The sequence below is a fragment of the Variovorax sp. 38R genome (assembly GCF_014843395.1).
GTDB classification, from domain to species: domain Bacteria; phylum Pseudomonadota; class Gammaproteobacteria; order Burkholderiales; family Burkholderiaceae_C; genus Variovorax; species Variovorax paradoxus_H.
The window spans coordinates 398,685-415,239 of sequence record NZ_CP062121.1; the positions used below are offsets into that span (position 1 = coordinate 398,685).

18 protein-coding genes are annotated in these 16,555 nt (G+C 68.0%); 10 read left to right on the forward strand and 8 right to left on the reverse strand.

All coding sequences use genetic code 11. The features are described 5' to 3' along the window. Positions 1-3: 3 nt before the first annotated feature. The 4 genes from IG196_RS01700 to IG196_RS01715 all read left to right on the forward strand — a co-directional run bounded on the left by IG196_RS01700 (position 4) and on the right by IG196_RS01715 (position 3,771). On the forward strand, positions 4-693 hold the full coding sequence (locus tag IG196_RS01700; protein WP_192194727.1) for a DUF3540 domain-containing protein: 690 nt from the start codon (positions 4-6) through the stop codon (positions 691-693). 9 nt (positions 694-702) lie between these two features. Further along, on the forward strand, positions 703-1,098 hold the full coding sequence (locus tag IG196_RS01705) for a DUF4150 domain-containing protein (protein WP_056584565.1): 396 nt from the start codon (positions 703-705) through the stop codon (positions 1,096-1,098). 154 nt (positions 1,099-1,252) lie between these two features. After that, complete coding sequence (gene tagH / locus IG196_RS01710; RefSeq protein WP_192194728.1) at positions 1,253-2,935, forward strand: type VI secretion system-associated FHA domain protein TagH; 1,683 nt, start codon at positions 1,253-1,255, stop codon at positions 2,933-2,935. Between the two features lie 41 nt (positions 2,936-2,976). Next, on the forward strand, positions 2,977-3,771 hold the full coding sequence (locus IG196_RS01715; RefSeq protein WP_101488414.1) for a PP2C family protein-serine/threonine phosphatase: 795 nt from the start codon (positions 2,977-2,979) through the stop codon (positions 3,769-3,771). 96 nt (positions 3,772-3,867) lie between these two features. Here IG196_RS01715 and IG196_RS01720 read toward each other — a convergent pair whose 3' ends face one another. The 5 genes from IG196_RS01720 to IG196_RS01740 form a co-directional block, all read right to left on the reverse strand. Further along, positions 3,868-4,368, reverse strand: a complete 501-nt coding sequence (locus IG196_RS01720) for a peptidoglycan-binding domain-containing protein (RefSeq protein ID WP_192194729.1) — start codon at positions 4,366-4,368, stop codon at positions 3,868-3,870. Between the two features lie 86 nt (positions 4,369-4,454). Further along, positions 4,455-4,934, reverse strand: a complete 480-nt coding sequence (locus IG196_RS01725) for an Hcp family type VI secretion system effector (RefSeq protein ID WP_192194730.1) — start codon at positions 4,932-4,934, stop codon at positions 4,455-4,457. A 152-nt stretch (positions 4,935-5,086) separates the two neighbouring features. Then, the gene (tssC, locus tag IG196_RS01730) at positions 5,087-6,580 is read right to left on the reverse strand and encodes a type VI secretion system contractile sheath large subunit (protein WP_192194731.1); all 1,494 of its coding nucleotides are present in this window, start codon (positions 6,578-6,580) and stop codon (positions 5,087-5,089) included. Between the two features lie 52 nt (positions 6,581-6,632). Continuing rightward, positions 6,633-7,145 (reverse strand): type VI secretion system contractile sheath small subunit, encoded by a 513-nt coding sequence (gene tssB, locus IG196_RS01735; RefSeq protein WP_101488418.1) that lies wholly within the window; start codon positions 7,143-7,145, stop codon positions 6,633-6,635. 49 nt (positions 7,146-7,194) lie between these two features. Beyond that, positions 7,195-8,226 carry an ImpA family type VI secretion system protein gene (locus IG196_RS01740; RefSeq protein WP_192194732.1) on the reverse strand — a complete coding sequence of 344 codons (1,032 nt, stop codon included), beginning with the start codon at positions 8,224-8,226 and terminating at the stop codon, positions 7,195-7,197. Between the two features lie 71 nt (positions 8,227-8,297). On the opposite strand from IG196_RS01740, the gene tssJ reads away from it, so the two are divergent. Continuing rightward, positions 8,298-8,813 (forward strand): type VI secretion system lipoprotein TssJ, encoded by a 516-nt coding sequence (tssJ, locus tag IG196_RS01745; protein WP_192194733.1) that lies wholly within the window; start codon positions 8,298-8,300, stop codon positions 8,811-8,813. Positions 8,814-8,841: 28 nt separating this feature from the next. Here tssJ and IG196_RS01750 read toward each other — a convergent pair whose 3' ends face one another. Beyond that, a complete protein-coding gene (locus IG196_RS01750; RefSeq protein ID WP_192194734.1) occupies positions 8,842-10,182 on the reverse strand; it encodes a DotU family type IV/VI secretion system protein in 1,341 nt (446 codons plus the stop codon). 253 nt (positions 10,183-10,435) lie between these two features. Between IG196_RS01750 and IG196_RS01755 the strand changes: the two genes are divergently transcribed. Then, the gene (locus tag IG196_RS01755; protein WP_101488422.1) at positions 10,436-11,134 is read left to right on the forward strand and encodes a response regulator transcription factor; all 699 of its coding nucleotides are present in this window, start codon (positions 10,436-10,438) and stop codon (positions 11,132-11,134) included. A 15-nt stretch (positions 11,135-11,149) separates the two neighbouring features. Here IG196_RS01755 and IG196_RS01760 read toward each other — a convergent pair whose 3' ends face one another. Next, positions 11,150-12,382 carry an NUDIX hydrolase gene (locus IG196_RS01760; RefSeq protein WP_192194735.1) on the reverse strand — a complete coding sequence of 411 codons (1,233 nt, stop codon included), beginning with the start codon at positions 12,380-12,382 and terminating at the stop codon, positions 11,150-11,152. A 79-nt stretch (positions 12,383-12,461) separates the two neighbouring features. On the opposite strand from IG196_RS01760, the gene IG196_RS01765 reads away from it, so the two are divergent. Then, complete coding sequence (locus IG196_RS01765; RefSeq protein ID WP_225616896.1) at positions 12,462-13,139, forward strand: phosphoglycolate phosphatase; 678 nt, start codon at positions 12,462-12,464, stop codon at positions 13,137-13,139. A gap of 4 nt (positions 13,140-13,143) precedes the next feature. On the opposite strand, the gene IG196_RS01770 is transcribed toward IG196_RS01765, so the two are convergent. Then, positions 13,144-13,749 carry a chalcone isomerase family protein gene (locus tag IG196_RS01770; protein ID WP_192194737.1) on the reverse strand — a complete coding sequence of 202 codons (606 nt, stop codon included), beginning with the start codon at positions 13,747-13,749 and terminating at the stop codon, positions 13,144-13,146. A gap of 328 nt (positions 13,750-14,077) precedes the next feature. Between IG196_RS01770 and trpE the strand changes: the two genes are divergently transcribed. Genes trpE through IG196_RS01785 form a run of 3 tightly spaced genes read left to right on the forward strand, consistent with a single transcriptional unit; the run spans position 14,078 to position 16,550 of the window. Then, a complete protein-coding gene (gene trpE / locus IG196_RS01775) occupies positions 14,078-15,580 on the forward strand; it encodes an anthranilate synthase component I (protein ID WP_192194738.1) in 1,503 nt (500 codons plus the stop codon). Further along, a complete protein-coding gene (locus IG196_RS01780) occupies positions 15,577-15,969 on the forward strand; it encodes a GxxExxY protein (RefSeq protein WP_056584604.1) in 393 nt (130 codons plus the stop codon). The genes trpE and IG196_RS01780 overlap by 4 nt, the downstream gene beginning before the upstream one ends. After that, positions 15,966-16,550 carry an aminodeoxychorismate/anthranilate synthase component II gene (locus IG196_RS01785; protein ID WP_099794847.1) on the forward strand — a complete coding sequence of 195 codons (585 nt, stop codon included), beginning with the start codon at positions 15,966-15,968 and terminating at the stop codon, positions 16,548-16,550. The genes IG196_RS01780 and IG196_RS01785 overlap by 4 nt, the downstream gene beginning before the upstream one ends. Positions 16,551-16,555: the final 5 nt, after the last annotated feature.

Below are 16,555 nucleotides of genomic sequence, written 5' to 3' on the forward strand. Positions count from 1 at the left end.
GCCATGAAAACCACCGCCCACCACCCCGTCCGCTGCGCCACCGCCGCGCCGCGCAGCGCCAGGCCGATCGACGCCGACCCGGCGCCGCCCGCGGGACCCCCCGAGCGTTGCTGGACCGCGCTGCTGGAGGCGGGACGCAACGGCACGCTGTGCGTCCGGCAGGGCGCGCAGGTCGCGGCCGTGCGAACGGCCGCGGGCTGCCTGCTGGTGCCGGCGGCCGGCGACACCGTGCTGTGCTTCGGCACGGCACCGGGCGACATCTGGGTGCTCTCGGTGCTGGAGCGCTGCGCCGGCACGCAGGAGCGCGTGCTCCGGTGCAGCGGCGACACGCGGCTCGTGGTGGAGGGCGGACAGCTCGCGCTCGAGGCCGATCAACTGCACCTGGCGTCGCACCGCCTGGGCGTGCGCGCCGCCACCGCCACCGTGTCGCTCGATTCGACCGAGTTCATCGGCGAACGGGTGCGCATGATCGCCGGCACGGTCAAGCTCGTGGGCAGCCTGCTGAGCACGGTGGTGGACCGCGTCAACCACTTCAGCCAGCACTACCTGCGCACGACCAAGGGGCTGGACCGCGTGAATGCGGCCCACATCGAATGCGATGCAACCGAGCTGCTGCACCTGCGCGGCGAGCATGCGCTGATCAACGGCGCCAAGCTGGTGAAGACGCGCGGCGCGCAAATCCACTTCGGCTGAGGCAGCACCATGTTCGCCAACTGCCAGATGATGGGAACGGACATGGGGTTTCCCGATGTCTGCATCACGCCCGCCGCGCCCTCGCCGATCCCGGTGCCTTATCCGAACATCGCGATGGGGCCGATGGCCATTCCGAACTGCCCGACGATCCTGTTCATGTGCACGCCGGCCCACAACCTCGGCACGGTCATTCCCATGACCAATGGCGACAACCCGGGCGTGCTGCTGGGCGTGGCGTCCGGCACGGTCATGGGACCCAGCCGCCATCTGACGGGCGCCTTCACGGTGCTGCTGAACAGCATGCCCGCCACGCGCCTGACCAGCACCTCGCTGCAGAACAGCACCAACTGCCCCGGCGTGCGCACGGTGCCGAGCCAGACGCTGGTGCTCCTGCTGGCGCCCTGAGGTGCATGCAGTGCGCGCTTTGCCACCACCGCGCCGCAATGGCATACCTCTTCCGGCGAGATTGCCAACCCGCCCCCCGGAATGAATACTCCTTTGGACTTCGCCCGCGCACGCGCGGGCCGTGTTCGGGCGTAGCAGCCCCGGGGGCCGACTCATGATTCATATCGCTGTCATCACACGGCAAGGTGCCCCGGCAGGGCCGGCCATTGCCGCCGATTTCGGTCCCAGCGGGGGCATGATCGGGCGTGCCGACACCAACACGCTGGTGCTCGACGATCCCGATCGCACCGTCTCCCGCGTGCACGCGCAGGTGCTGTGCCGCGAGGGCCAGTACTTCGTCATCGACCGCGGCAGCAACGCGATGCAATGCAACGGCGTGTCGCTGGGCGCGGGCAAGGAAGCGGCGCTGACGGACGGCGCACGCCTCGTCATCGGCAGCTTCGAACTCTCGGTGCGCGTGATGGCGGCTGCGGCGCCATCGCCCGCGCCGGTCATTCCCAACACCGTGATGTCGGCACCGGCCGCTGCGCCTGCCAGCAACAGCGACGATCCGTTCGCTGACCTGCTTGCGGGGCTGGGGTCACCGGCGGCGCCCGCCCCGGCGCCTGCTGCGGCCCGTGCCGCCGCGCCCGCCGAGTCGCTGCTCTTCCCCGACCCGATGGCCGGCGGCTCGCGCAATGCACAGGCCGACGAGGTCGACCCGTTCGCGAACCTGCTCGGCCCCACGCCGTCGGCCGCACCTTCTGCGGGGCTCGGCGCGCTCGACGATTTTTCCGACCTCGGCGCGCCGCCCGCGCATGGCAAGGCCGCGAGCATCGACGACCTCTTCGGCGGTTCGCCGGGCGCCGGCGGCATCGGCGGTGATCCGCTCGCGCTGTCGCCGCTGGCCGATCCGCTGCTGCAGCCCAACACCGCGTCGGACGCCGACCCGATGGCCGCGTTCCAACGCACCGCGCCCGCCACGCCGGTGCCGCGCTCCGATCACCTGCCGATCGACCAGTTCGGCTTCGAGCCGCCGAAGGCCATCACGCCGCCACCACCGCCACCGCCGCCGCCCCCTGCGCCCGCGCCAGCACCTGTGGCCTCGCTCGCGAAGTTCGACGACGTGACCGGGCAGCCGATCCGCATCAGCGGGCCCGAGAACGCCGGCCGCGTGGCCGAGCCGCCACCGCCCCCGCCACCACCGCCTCCCGTGTACGTCGCGCCGCGCGCAACGCCGGCAGCCTCGCCCCCACGCACCGCCTCCGACGACGAACTGCTCGCCGCCTTCCTGCGCGGCCTGGCCAGCACGCACCAGCCGCCCGAGATGCTCACGCCGGGCCTCATGGAGCGGATCGGCGCGATGTTGCGCACGTCCACCGAAGGCACGCTGCAGCTGCTGCTCACGCGCCAGGAGTTCAAGCGCGAGGTGCGCGCCGAGGTCACGATGATCGCGTCGCAGGCCAACAACCCGCTCAAGTTCTCGCCCACGGTCGAGGTCGCGCTGGCGCACCTGCTGGGCCCCGGCGTGCGCGGCTTCATGCCGCCCGAGGCCGCGATGCGCGATGCCTTCGACGACCTGCGCGCGCACCAGTTCGGCGTGATGGTGGGCATGCGCGCGGCGCTGGCCCATGTCATCGGCCGCTTCGAGCCGGCCGAGCTCGAGAAGAAGATCAGCGCCAGGACCGCACTCGACGCGCTCTTTGCCGCCAACCGCAAGGCCAAGCTCTGGGACCAGTTCGTGGCGCTGTACGGCGGCATCGCGAGCGAGGCCGAGGACGACTTCCACAGCCTCTTCGGCAAGGCCTTCCTCGCGGCCTACGAAGAGCAGATGGCGCGCCTCAAGTCCGACACCTGAAGACCACCAGAACAACCCCCAGCACACGCGAGGCACCCCGCTTGGAAATCGAAATCGTCACGCTCTCCCGGCAGGGCGGCCGCACCTACAACGAGGACGTGCACGGCCACTGGCACGACGAGCGCTACGTCGCCTGCCTGGTGGCCGACGGCGCGGGCGGCCACGGCGGCGGCGACGTGGCGGCCGCCACGGTGCGTGCCAGCATGCTCGGCGGCTTCTCGGGCGCGCCCTCGCTGGACGAGGCCGCGCTGCGCGCGCTGGTCGAACGCGCCAACCTCGATGTGGTGGCGCGCCAGGCCGAAGGCGGCAAGCTCGCCGGCATGCGCTCCACGGTGGTGTTCGCGGTGATCGACCTGGAGCGCGAAGCGCTGGCCTGGGTCCACAGCGGCGACAGCCGTGCCTACCTGTTCCGCGGCGGCGCCATCGTGGCGCGCACCACCGACCACAGCCTGGTGCAGCAGATGGTCGCGGGCGGCATGCTCGACGAAGAGGGCGCCCGCCTGCATCCGCAGCGCAACATGCTGCTGTCGGCACTGGGCTCGATCGAGGAGGCGCCCGACATCGCGGTGTCCGACCGCATGCGCCTGCTGCCCGGCGACGTGCTGCTGTTGTGCAGCGACGGCGTGTGGGAACCGCTGGGCGACGAGTGCCTGGTCGACACGCTGCATGCCTCGCGCACGCCCAGCCAGTGGACCGAGCTGCTCGATGCGCAGATCAAGGCCAATGCCAAGCCGGGCCACGACAACTACACGGCGCTCACGCTGTGGGTGATCGAGGACCAGGATGACGACATGACGCGGCTGCTGCCCGAGAGCGTGGCGCCGACGGACCCTTGAGCACGGCCTGCCTCGCGACGAGGCGGTGCCATCCCATCCCTCAAGCAAAACGCCCATCCGATGGATGGGCGTTTTGCCTGGGGCCGCCGAGACTGTTCAGCTGTACTTGCTGGCCTTCTTCTTGACCTTCTTCAGCGCGCTGCGCAGCAACGCGGGCATGTCTTCCCGGTTCGGCAGGTTGGTGTAGTTGTCGATGTTCTGCTCTTCGCAGCTGTTGGCACAGCCGTTGTTCAGCAGGTCGAGCGCATAGCGCGTCTTGCTGATCGTGCTGGACGCACCGGGCTCGCGGAACGGATCGAAGATGCCGTCCGGCAGGACCTTGCGACCGCGTGCGATCGCCTGCTCCTGGAAGTGCGTGATGTGCTTCTGCGTGACCGGCCCGTAGTAGCCGTCCACGACGATCACTTCGTTCCAGTTGGGGGGCGGGTCGAAGTCGTGGTTGAAGCCGAGCAGCTCGTAGTAGAAGATCTTGAACAGGGCCTGCACCAGCATCACGTCTTCACGCGTGTTGGAGCCGATCCGTCCGACCGACCAATCGGAGTTGTAGGTGGTGTGCAGCTTGCCGCTGCTGCCGACGAGTGTGGTGCTGAATGCCATGGCATTGCTCCGGTGAGGACGTGCAGGGACCGGCCCCGGCACCGTGGGGTGCCAAGGGCGGACTGGGCTGGCGAGTCCGTCGCCCGTCAGCGGGTTTCGGTGGTGGCCACGTTCCAGCCGAACTTCACCTCGCCGCCGCCGGCGCCCTTGTCGTCCTGGCCCTTGTAGGCGAACTCGATGTCCTTGAAGCTGCAGGCCACCTGCTCGTGCACGTCGCCGCCTTGCGCGCCGCCGGGGCCCACGTTGGAGATGAAGACTTCCTTGAGCGTGACCTTCAGGTACTCCTGCTGGCCTTCGCCCGACTTGCGGCAGGTCATGACCATGTCCTTGAAGTGCTTGCCGCTCACGCAGTGCTTGGCGAGCACGGGGGACGCCTTGTCGTAGGTGTGCGTGAAATTGAATTCACCCGGCGAGGCCTTGCCCTTGCCTGAACCGCCGCCCGATCCCGCGCCCGATGCGTTGCTCACGTTCCAGGACCACGACGAAATCTCGATCTCGTCCTTGTGGTCCTTGTGCGAGGACTCGCCCTTGACGCCGTCGAGCTTGATGTGAAAGTCAGATGACATGTTCCTACTCCTTGGAACCCGATTGCACTCGGGCGGTTGATGATCGAAACGAAAAAAATGGCTGCCGGCGGGGAGAGAAAAGTTCCGATGCCCGGCAGCTACTCATAGAACGAAACGGAACCCGGAATTCAAGAAGAATCCGCAGATTTTTTTCAACCGGCCCCCTTGGCCGTCGGCAGCTTCGACACCAGCCGCAGGGAGACCGTGAGGCCTTCGAGCTGGTAGTGCGGACGCAGGAAGAACTTGGACGTGTAGTAGCCCGGGTTGCCTTCGACTTCTTCCACGATCACCTCGGCGGCGGCCAGCGGCTTCTGGGCCTTGGTGGTTTCCGACGAGTTGGCGGGGTCGCCGTCCACGTAATTCATGATCCACTTGTTGAGCCAGCGCTGCATGTCCTCGCGCTCCTTGAAGCTGCCGACCTTGTCGCGCACGATGCACTTCAGGTAGTGCGCAAAGCGGTTGCAGGCAAACAGGTACGGCAGGCGCGCCGCCAGGTTGGCGTTGGCCGTGGCGTCGGGGTCGTCGTACTCGGCCGGCTTGTTCAGCGACTGGGCGCCGATGAAGGCGGCGAAGTCGGAGTTCTTGCGGTGGATCATCGACAGCAGGCCGGCTTTCGACAGCTCTGCTTCGCGCCGGTCACTGATGGCGATCTCGGTGGGGCACTTCTGGTCCACGCCGCCGTCGTCGCTGGGGAAGGTGTGCAGCGGCAGGTTTTCGACCGCGCCGCCCGACTCGATGCCGCGGATGCGCGAACCCCAGCCGTACAGCTTGTACGAGCGGTTGATGTTGGTCGCCATCGCATAGGCGGCGTTGGCCCAGGCGTACTTGCTGTGGTCGGCGCCGGCCGTGTCTTCCTCGAAGTCGAACTCTTCCACCGGGTTGGTGTTGGCGCCGTAGGGCGTGCGCGCCAAAAAGCGCGGCATGCACATGCCCAGGTACTTGGAGTCGTCCGACTCGCGCAGGCTGCGCCAGCCGGCGTACTCGGGCGTGGAGAAGATCTTGGTCAGATCGCGCGGGTTGGCCAGCTCCTGCCACGACTCCATCTGCATGAGGTTGGGGCTGGCACCGGTGATGAAGGGTGCGTGGGCCGAGGCGGCGATCTTGGCCATCTCGCCGAGCATCTCGACGTCGGGCGGGCTCTGGTCGAAGTGGTAGTCGCCCACCAGCGCACCGAAGGGTTCGCCGCCGAACTGGCCGTACTCTTCCTCGTAGATCTTCTTGAACATCGGGCTCTGGTCCCAGGCCGCGCCCTTGAACTTCTTGAGGTTCTTGGCCAGCTCGACCTTCGAGATGTCCATCACCCGGATCTTCAGGTTCTCGTCGGTCTCGGTGTTGTTCACCATGTAGTGCAGGCCGCGCCACGCACTCTCGAGCTTCTGGTAGTCGGGGTGGTGGATGATCTTGTTCACTTGGTCGGTGAGCTTGGCGTCGATCGCGGCGATCATGGCCTGGATCGACTTGGTCACGTCCTTGCCGATGACGGTGCTGTTGCTCAGCGCCTGCTGCGCCAGCGTGAGCACGGCCGCTTCGACGGCGCTCTTGGCTTCGTCGCTGCGTGGCTTGAATTCTTTTTGCAGCAGCGACGAAAAGTCGCTTCCCGCATACGCAACGTCTTTGAGTGCGCTCTGCTCGAGTGCGTCGGCCATGATGGTTTCTCCTCGTGTACCGGTGTGTGTCTGTCAGGGAATCTGAACGGGCTCAGGCGGCGGCTTCGCCGTCTTCGGGCTTCTTGCTGGCGGCCAGCGTCTGCAGCAGGGCCGGGTCTTCGAGCACCTTGGCCAGCAGGTCTTCGGCGCCGCCCTTGCCGTCCATGTAGGTCACGAGGTTCGACAGCTGCGTGCGCGCTTCGAGCAGCTTGTTGAGCGCGCCCACCTTGCGGGCCACGGCGGCGGGCGAGAAGTCGTCCATGCTGTCGAAGGTGAGCTCGACCTTGAGGTCGCCCTCGCCGGTGAGCGAGTTCTCCACGGCGAAGGCGGCGCGCGGCTTCATGGCCTTCATGCGGGCGTCGAAGTTGTCGACGTCGAACTCCAGGAACTTGCGATCGACCACAGGCGCGAGCGGGTCGGCGGGCTTGCCCGACAGGTCGGCCAGCACGCCCATCACGAAGGGCAGCTGGACCTTTTTCTCCGCGCCGTACAGCTCGACGTCGTATTCGATCTGGACCCGGGGCGCGCGGTTGCGTGCGATGAATTTCTGACTGCTCTTGGCCATGGCGATGCTCCTTGCGGGAATGAAGGGGAACGGGTGGAAACGGGGTCGGTCATTCGGACTGGCGTTTGCCCGTCACGGTCTCGATGGTGTCCATCGCGCCGGGCGCGAGGTTGGCCATGATGTCCAGGAAGCTCACGCCGATGAGCTTCTTGGCGCGTTCGATCAGGAGCGGCGCGGGGTTGCCGGGCTCGGCCTGTTCGAGGTAGCGGATGACGCGGTCGAGCATCTGCACCGCGTCCTGGCGGTTCTGGATCTCGCCGCGCGCTGCGGCCGGGCGTGCCGCGTTGCCAGAGGGTGCGTCGCCGTCTGCGACTGCGCCCTCGTCGGTCGATGCTTCTGGTGCGCCGGCTGCTGCCGTGCAGGCCTTGGCGACCGTGCGCGACACGGTGCGCAGCGTGCCGAGGTCTACTGCATCGGTGCGGCCGGTGCGCTCGCCCAGCAGCTTCTGCAGGCGGTCGAGCAGCGCGGGAAGGCCGATGGCGGCCTGCAGCTGCTCGGGGTTCGCTGCGTGCAGCGCCTCGAGCCCGCCATGCACCTGCGCGGGCGAATAGGAGGCGTCGCCGCCGACGGCGTTGAGCACGCCGTGCGCAATGGCGATGTCGCGCACGCGGATCGGGCCCACGCCGGGCGCGTTGCCCACCACGGCGTCGTACAGGTCGCGCGGCACCATGCTGTCGTCGCCGAGCGGCGCGAGCGCGTTCAGGCGCATGGTGGGGTCGTTGTCGTCGTCCGCATCCAGCTTTGGATGTATGCCGTCCCAGAAGGTGTCGAGCAGGGAGGTGAGCAATTGCAGGCCGGTGGCGAAGCCGACGGTGCCTTGCAGGCGCGTGGCGCCGCGCAACAGCAGCACGGCGGCGCGCACGTCTTTGCTGCGGCGCAACTGCGCGTCGGCGCGTTCGGCCACGTCGCGCCAGTCGGGTTCGACAGCGGGGATCACGGTGTCGCCGAACTGCTGTTCGGCCTTGCCCTGCGCCGCAGCGGTGAGGGCCATGAAGTCCGCGTCGTACTCCAGGTCGTCCCCGCAGGGCGAGGCCTCGCCGATGGGCGTGAGCAGTGCGTCGACGAGTTGTGGAGTCAGCATGTTGCCTGTTCGAGTTCGCTGGTGATAATCAAAGATGCGTCAGGACCGGTCAATGCAACGAAGGGAATAGCATGCGCACGTTGGGTACACACCATTCGTCCTATGAGGGCCTTCTTGCTGCCGCATCGCGGCGCCGTATCGCGGCCCTTGGCCTTGCTGCAGCGGGTCTTTGGCTGACAGGCTGCGCGAGCAAACCGGTGGTCACGCCGGTGTCGATCACGCTCACGGCCGCCGCCGATGCCAATCCCGACGCGCGCGGCCGCGCCTCGCCGCTCACAGTGCGCGTCTACGCGCTCAAGACGCCGGGGCCCTTCGAAGGCGCCGACTTCTTCTCGCTGTTCGAGAAAGACCAGGCCACGCTCGGCGCCGAGCTGGTGCAGCGCGAAGAGATGCTGCTGCGCCCCGGCGAGAGCAAGAAGCTCGACCTCACCCTGCCGGCCGATGCCAAGGCGATCGGCGTGATGGCCGCGTTCCGCGACCTCGATCGCGCGCGCTGGCGCGAGGTGCGCGCGGTCACGCCGGGCCAGGCGCAGGTACTCAACGTGACCTTCGGCGCGCGGCAGATCCGCGTGGACGCGGCCAAGTAGCTTCAGCGGCTGCGCGCGCTGACCACGTTCAGCGCGCCACGGTTTCCAGCGAGATGAGATCGGCGATCAGCCGCTCGCTGTTCTTGCTGGCCGCCAGCGCCTCGCGCAGGCGCAGCAGGTAGGCCGAGGCCATCTCGTATGGCGGGCGGTTGGAGGTCTCGCTGAACGGCATCGGCGCCGACAGCACGGTGATCATCACGTTGCCGAACGGCGGACTCACGAGCCAGCTTGACGGGATGTCGCGCCCCAGCTCCAGCGACTCGCCCGCGCGCAACCGCGTCGGGGCCGGCCCGGTGTTCAGGTGCATCACGGAACCGTCGGCGGTGAAGTAGTCGACCCAGATGTAGCTCTCGTGGTGCGGTGCCACCACCTGCACGCGCACCGCATCGCCCTCGCGCAACCGGCCGTCGATGGCCGAGGGGGCGCTCACGCTGAGCCCGTGTTTCTTCTGGCGGTTGCGCGCCTGCGAGGGCTTGAGGATGGCGAACACCTCGCAGTGCGGCCACACGCGCAGCCCGATGTTGAAGTGGGGCGCGCGCACGCCGGGAATGGCCGCCACGTCGTCCGCCACTTTCAGCAGGTCGTCGCGCTGCGAGACGAAACCGGTCACGCGCGGGCGGCCATCGGCGTCGATCGACGCCTCGAGGTCGGCGCAGGCGTAGCTGGCGAGCTGCTGGTCGATGCGCTGCGTGAGGGCGGTGTCGGCCGCCGGCGGGCCGGCCTGCCAGAGCCACAGCAGGACGAGCGAGGGCAGCAGCACCGCGAGCGCGGCGGCGGTGCGCCGCAGCGTGCGGTCGCGCCGGCGTCGGCGCAGGGCGGCGAGGCCGCGCGGGTCATGAAGGTCGCGCACGTCGTGCGGTGGCAGCGCGGCGCCCTCTTGTGCCAGGCCTTCGAGTTCGGCCGGGCGCGGCTGCAGCTGCCGCCCGTGCAGGTCCTTCAGCTTGCCCAGCTCGCCTTCGTCGCCCGACTCGAAGTAGTACTGGCCCTTGAAGCCGTGCGCCAGCGCGTGCCAGTAGACCTCGCGCACTTCGTGATCGTGCGCGCCGAGGGCCGAGAGGTGGTGGAAGAACTCGCTGTGTGCGTTGTTGGAGTTGAACAGCTGCACCTGCAGCGGCGCGGCGCCGTCCACCGCATCGGGGTGGCGCCCCAGGATCTCGTCGAGCCACGCGACCATGGCGAAGGCGGCCGATTCGATCTGCGTGGCGCTGGCGCCCGCGTCACGGGCGTCGGCGCGCGCAATGTCGAGCAGCCGCAGGGCCTCGCGCTGGGCGTCGTCGTGGGGGAGGGTGGGGCGGCCGGCGGCAATCGATGCGTCCAGGCCGAGACCGAAGGCAATGAAGGGCGAGAAGCAGTCGAGCAGGCGGGCCATGAGGGATGCCCGCTTCTCAAGCGTGCATTGCGAAGCATGCCGTGCACCGGCGCCTGCAGCGATCGCACATGCCCATGTCCCCGGTGGTTCGAGTAGGCGTTCATTTTTTCAACGCGCCGAACGGGCCGCCATACCGCTTGGGGTCTATGCCGTTGGTAGGGCGCAGCGGCCTTGTGGGACGGGACAATCGCCGTTATCTTCGCAGTCGCAGAAGAATCCAATGCACATTGACGTTGGGACACTGGGGTATGCCATGAAAATTCTGATCGCCGACGACCACCGGCTCGTCATCGAGGCGGTCAAAGCCAAGTTGTCGGAGCTGGGCACCGGCATCGAGTTCGTCCTGGCGCTGAGCGTCGACGAGCTGCTTGCCGGCGCCACCGACGATCTCGACCTGGCCCTGATCGACCTCAACATGCCCGGCGCGGACGGGCAGGCCCACATCGACGAAATCCGGCGACGACATCCGGCCGTGCCGGTGATCGTGCTGTCGGGCTACGAAGACCCGTCCATCATGCGCAGCGCGCTCGAACGCGGCGTGCTCGGTTTCATTCCCAAGGCCTATTCCCCCGAAGTCATGCTGTCGGCCGTGCGCCTCGTGCTGGCGGGCGGCGTGTATGTGCCGCCGATGATGCTCACGGCGCTGCCGCCGGGCATCGTGGCTGGTGTGTCGCCGTCGTCTTCGGCAGGGGGCGAGCCCTTTGCGCGCGGCGGCAATGGCGGCGGCACCCAGACCCTCGAACACCTGCGCAACGTGCTGACCGAGCGGCAGGTCGAGGTGCTGCAGCTGCTGTCGCAAGGCAAGCCGAACAAGCTGATCGGGCGCAGCCTGGGCATCAGCGAAGGCACGGTGAAGATCCACCTCGCGGCGATTTTCCGTGCGCTCAACGTGCGCAACCGCACCGAGGCGGTGGTGGCGGCGCAGGCGCTGACGGAAGCGCAGCAGGCCTGACGCGAGTGCGGTGGCTCAGTCGGCGACAGCCGACGCCGGGCGGCGCATGAAGCCGCGCGAGGGCACGATCCATTCGACAAGGTGATCCGTTTCGACGGCGACGTTTACTACGTCGTCCGTGAACAGCATGCGCTCCTCGGCCAGCAGGAAACCCTGTGCGCCCAACACATGGAGCGTGGCGCCGCCAAGGTCCAGGGACTGCGGCGCAGCGTCAGCCGACAGCACCCATCGCACCGGCCCGGCCGCCGCCGCCCGCAGCGCAGCCTCGTGCGCCGCGTCGCCGGGCACGCGGTTGATCAGCGCCCAGCCTTCGGTGCCGCCGATCACAAAACTGTTGAGGCCGCTGTCGTGCACGACGCGCAGCACGCGCGCGGACAGCGGCGTGACGAGGCCCGCTTCGAGCGCATAGCGACCGCCGCCCTGGCCGTCAGGGTCGAGGTGACCGATCTCGTCGTAGGCAGGCTCTTCCATGTTCACCGGGCGACGGCCTGCGGGGCCATCGGCCAGCCGCGGCATGGTCAGCGGAATGCGGCGCAGCGCGTGCGCATGCGCCATGAAGTCGCCGACGTTGGCGAAGGTGCCCAGGTGCTCGAGCACACGCCGCGTCACGTTCATCAGCTTGAGGCCGCGCGCGGGGCTGACCGCATCGGCGGGCTTCAGCCACAGGTGCTCGACGGTCTCGCGCCCGTCGGGGCGCACCTCCTGGCCGGCGGGCATGGCGGCGGCGAAGAAACGCGTGTCGAAGCGGCGCGGCATGCCGGGCGGGGTCAGCCAGTGACTGAAGTACGAGACGCGATCGACGGCGAGGCACCAGCCCCGTTGCGCGCACAGTGCGAGGAGGGCGTCGGTGCTGCGCTCGGCGGCGGCGCGCATGGCATCGAGTTCGCCCGACGTGAGCGTGAGCAGCTCGACCGGCCGGCCTTGCACATCGTTCGCGAGCAGCAGGCCGGCCTCTTCGAAGCATTCGCGGATCGCCGCCGCATGGAAGTCGAGCCCGCCTTCGGGCAGGCCCAGGCGCGCGCTCGCGGCGGCATCGTCCAGGCCGGCACACAGCGGGTGCAGCAGCCGGTCGTGCGCATCGACCATGCCGCCCGGAAAGACGCTGGCGCCGCTGTTCTGGTCGTTGGTTTTTTCGGCCCGCCGCAGCATGAGCACCTCGAGGCCGTCGGGGCCGTCGCGCAGCACGACCAGCGTGGCGGCGGTGCGGATGGGGCGAGGGGCGGAGGGCGGGGGGGGCGTGGAAGTCATAGGCGCCTATTTTGCGGCCGGGGGAGAATGCGTGCCTCGCGCATCCACCACCCACTTCGCTCCCCGGGAGCCGCCTGTTTTGGACACTCTTCGCACCGACCTTTCCCGTTTCGACGCTGCCATCGTCGACCTCGACGGCACCATGGTCGACACGCTCGGCGACTTTGCCGAAGCCCTGAACCGCATGCTGCGCGACCTCGACCTGCCGCCGGTGCCGCCCGCCGCCATCGAGCACATGGTGGGCAAGGGCTCGGAGCACCTGATCCTGTCGGCGCTGGCGCATGTGGGCGCGCCGGCCCCGGCGGCGCTGTTCGATCGCGCCTGGGAGTGCTACCAGCATCACTATCTGGAGATCAACGGCCGCCATTCGTCCGCGTACCCCGGCGTGGTCGAAGGCCTGAAGGCGCTGCGCGCGCGTGGGCTGCGGCTGGCCTGCCTCACGAACAAGCCGACAGCGTTCGCCAAGCCGCTGCTGGCCGCGAAGGGGCTCGACGGTTTCTTCGAGCAGGTGTTCGGCGGCGATGCCTTCGAGCGCAAGAAGCCCGATCCGCTGCCGCTGCTGAAGACCTGCGAGGCGCTGGGCACGGTGCCGTCGCGCACGCTGATGGTGGGCGATTCGAGCAACGACGCGCGGGCCGCGCGCGCTGCCGGCTGCCCCGTGGTGCTGGTGACCTACGGCTACAACCACGGCGAGCCGGTGCGCGGCGTGGATGCGGACGGGTTCGTGGATTCGCTGGCCGACCTCGCGGCGGCCTGACGGGCTACTGCTTTCCGAGCAGCGCGTCCTTCAGCTTCCAGTCGGCCGGGTTCGGGCCTAGCCAGATGCGCATCAGCGCATTGAAGAACGCCACTTCCTTCACCGGATCGGGCTGCGGCACGCCGCGCACCGTGATCAGCGTGCCCGTGCCGGGCACCCAGTCGATGGTGAAGGTGTCGCCGGCCTTGAGCTGCTTCTGGTCCGCGAACATCTGGCCCATGCGCAGCAGGCCGGGGATCAGGTGGACCATCTCGCTCTTGGGCGAGTTGTCTTCCACGCCCTTCACGAAGAGCTTGCCGAGCTCGTTGGCGTCGATGTCGCGCAGCATCGTGATCGCCACGCGCTTGGGGCCCGGCACAGCCAGCGCTTCCTCGGTGGTCGAGGCCTTCTTGCCCAGGTACAGCCCGGCTGTGTAGACCTTGATGATGGTCTTGTAGCGGATGCCTGCGCCGTTCAGCACCAGCGGGGCGCCGCGCAGGTCCATCTGGTCTTCGAGCTTGACGCCGGCCACGTCGACCTGCGCCGCAAAGGCGCCGCCGCAGAGCGCGGCGGAAAGAAAAGCGAACGCCGCGAGGCGGGAGAACACGGCCGGGAGCGGGAGGGCGAACAAGTGAGTCTCCTTGAATTTGCGAACGGTCGTGCGAATGTATCTTTTCGTTTTATCCCGCAGGGCCCGGGGGAACCCTGAAGCCAGCGGTTGCACAAGGCGCCGTTTTCGTGGGCTAAACTCGGCGCTCCATGTTCGTTCATCACATCATTCAAACAGGTGAAGGCAGCCGGGGAGCCTGGCCCTGGCGTCGCCATACATCGCTGACTGTTTGATTGCACGGCGCACGCCGTGCGCCCGCGGTTCCGGATCGACGCATCGATTCCGGGCCACCAGTGAATGACCTTGCCACCGGCCAAAGGAGCGCCGGCAGGCAACTGGAGAACGATCCGTGATCACCGAACTTGAATTCAAGAGCCTCAGCGCCCAGGGCTACAACCGCATCCCGCTGATGGCCGAGGCCTTTGCCGACCTCGAAACGCCGCTTTCCCTGTACCTCAAGCTCGCCCATTCGCAGGGCGGCGGCAAGCACAGCTTCCTGCTCGAATCGGTCGTCGGTGGCGAGCGCTTCGGGCGCTACAGCTTCATCGGCCTGCCGGCGCGCACCTTGCTGCGTGCCTCGGGCTTCGGCGACGAGGCCGTCACCGAAGTGGTGACCGACGGCCAGGTTGTCGAGACCGCCAATGGCAATCCGCTGGACTTCGTGGCCGACTACCAGAAGCGATTCAAGGTTGCGCTGCGACCCGGCCTGCCGCGCTTCTGTGGCGGCCTGGCCGGCTACTTCGGCTACGACACCGTGCGCCACATCGAGCGCAAGCTCGAAAAAAGCTGCCCGCCCGACACGCTGGGCTGCCCCGACATCCTGCTGCTGCAGTGCGAAGAACTCGCGGTCATCGACAACCTGTCGGGCAAGCTCTACCTGATCGTCTACGCCGACCCGAAGCAGCCTGAGGCCTATGCCGTGGGCAAGCGCCGCCTGCGCGAGCTGAAGGACAAGCTCAAGTACTCGGTGAGCGCGCCCGTCGTGAAGCCCACGCAGGCTCACCCGCCCGAGCGCAGCTTTGCCAAGGCCGACTACATCGCCGCGGTCGAGCGCGCGAAAGAGATGATTGCCGCCGGCGACTTCATGCAGGTGCAGGTGGGCCAGCGCATCAGCAAGCGCTACACCGAGTCGCCGCTGTCGCTGTACCGCGCGCTGCGTTCGCTGAACCCGTCGCCCTACATGTACTACTACAACCTGGGCGACTTCCACGTGGTGGGCGCCTCGCCCGAGATCCTGGTGCGCCAGGAGAACACGGGCGACGGCGAGCAGAAGATCACCATCCGCCCGCTGGCCGGCACGCGCCCGCGTGGCGCGTCGATCGAACTCGACAAGGCCGCCGAGGTGGAGCTCATCAACGACCCGAAGGAGCGCGCCGAGCACGTGATGCTGATTGACCTCGCGCGCAACGACATCGGCCGCATCGCCAAGACCGGCACCGTGAAGGTGACCGAGGCCTTCGCGGTGGAACGCTACAGCCACGTGATGCACATCGTGAGCAACGTCGAAGGCACGCTGAAGGACGGCATGACCGCCATCGACGTGCTCAAGGCCACGTTCCCCGCCGGCACGCTGACCGGCGCGCCGAAGGTGCACGCGATGGAACTCATCGACCAGCTGGAGCCCACCAAGCGCGGCCTCTACGGCGGCGCCTGCGGCTACATCAGCTATGCGGGCGACATGGACGTGGCGATTGCGATCCGCACCGGCATCGTGAAAGACCAGATGCTGCACGTGCAGGCCGCGGCCGGCGTGGTCGCCGACTCGGTGCCCGAGCTGGAGTGGAAAGAAACAGAAGCCAAGGCGCGCGCACTCCTGCGTGCCGCCGAACTGGTCGAGGAAGGCCTGGAATGAGCAACGCACCCGACATTCAGAACGACTTCTCGCACGAGATCATCGGCGCCGCCGTCGAAGTGCAGCGTGTGCTCGGCACGGGGCTCGACGAAGGCGCCTACGCCGCGGCGCTGGCCATCGAACTCGCCGAGCGCGAGATCGGCTTCACGCGCGACGTGGCGCTGTCGGCCAGCTACAAGGGCCGCTCGCTGGGCGATGTTTACCGCGCAGGCTTCGTGATCGAGCAGTCGGTCATCGTCGAGCTGAAGGCGGTCGACGTACTGACCGATCTGCACCGCGCGCAGGTGCTGGCCGCATTGCGCCTGTCGGGCCTGAAGCTGGGCCTTCTCATCAACTTCAACGTGTTCCCTGTCGTGAAGGGCGTGCACCGGATTGTGAGCAAGCCATGAAACTGCTGATGATCGACAACTACGATTCGTTCACCTACAACATCGTCCAGTACTTCGGCGAGTTGGGCGCGGACGTGCAGGTGCATCGCAACGACGAGATCACCGTCGCGCAGATCGGCGAGCTGATCGCTTCGGGCGTGACGCGGCTGGTGGTGTCGCCCGGGCCGTGTTCGCCGGCCGAGGCGGGCGTGTCGGTGGCGGCCATCGAGGCCTTCGCGGGCAAGCTGCCCATCCTGGGCGTGTGCCTGGGCCATCAGGCCATCGGCGCGGCCTTCGGCGGCAAGATCGTGCGCGCGCAGCAGCTCATGCACGGCAAGACCAGCGAGATCACGACCACGCAAGAGGGCGTGTTCGCGGGCCTGCCGCAGAAGTTCATCGTCAACCGGTACCACTCGCTCTCGATCGAGCGCGAGAGCTGCCCGAAGGCGCTGGCTGTCACCGCGTGGACCGACGACGGCGAGATCATGGGCGTGCGGCACACCGGCTTTGCGCATGACGTGCGCATCGAAGGCGTGCAGTTCCATCCCGAATCGATCCTGACGGAGCACGGTCACGCCATGCTCAAGAACTTCCTGGACTGACCCCC

Coding starts and splice junctions, on each gene's coding strand:
- IG196_RS01700 (WP_192194727.1), top strand. CDS start 4: ATGAAAACCACCGCCCACCACCCCGTCCGCTGCGCCACCGCCGCGCCG.
- IG196_RS01705 (WP_056584565.1), top strand. CDS start 703: ATGTTCGCCAACTGCCAGATGATGGGAACGGACATGGGGTTTCCCGAT.
- tagH (WP_192194728.1), top strand. CDS start 1,253: ATGATTCATATCGCTGTCATCACACGGCAAGGTGCCCCGGCAGGGCCG.
- IG196_RS01720 (WP_192194729.1), bottom strand. CDS start 4,368: ATGGCATTCAGCACCACACTCGTCGGCAGCAGCGGCAAGCTGCACACC.
- IG196_RS01725 (WP_192194730.1), bottom strand. CDS start 4,934: ATGTCATCTGACTTTCACATCAAGCTCGACGGCGTCAAGGGCGAGTCC.
- tssC (WP_192194731.1), bottom strand. CDS start 6,580: ATGGCCGACGCACTCGAGCAGAGCGCACTCAAAGACGTTGCGTATGCG.
- tssB (WP_101488418.1), bottom strand. CDS start 7,145: ATGGCCAAGAGCAGTCAGAAATTCATCGCACGCAACCGCGCGCCCCGG.
- IG196_RS01740 (WP_192194732.1), bottom strand. CDS start 8,226: ATGCTGACTCCACAACTCGTCGACGCACTGCTCACGCCCATCGGCGAG.
- tssJ (WP_192194733.1), top strand. CDS start 8,298: ATGCGCACGTTGGGTACACACCATTCGTCCTATGAGGGCCTTCTTGCT.
- IG196_RS01750 (WP_192194734.1), bottom strand. CDS start 10,182: ATGGCCCGCCTGCTCGACTGCTTCTCGCCCTTCATTGCCTTCGGTCTC.
- IG196_RS01755 (WP_101488422.1), top strand. CDS start 10,436: ATGAAAATTCTGATCGCCGACGACCACCGGCTCGTCATCGAGGCGGTC.
- IG196_RS01760 (WP_192194735.1), bottom strand. CDS start 12,382: ATGACTTCCACGCCCCCCCCGCCCTCCGCCCCTCGCCCCATCCGCACC.
- IG196_RS01780 (WP_056584604.1), top strand. CDS start 15,577: ATGAGCAACGCACCCGACATTCAGAACGACTTCTCGCACGAGATCATC.
- IG196_RS01785 (WP_099794847.1), top strand. CDS start 15,966: ATGAAACTGCTGATGATCGACAACTACGATTCGTTCACCTACAACATC.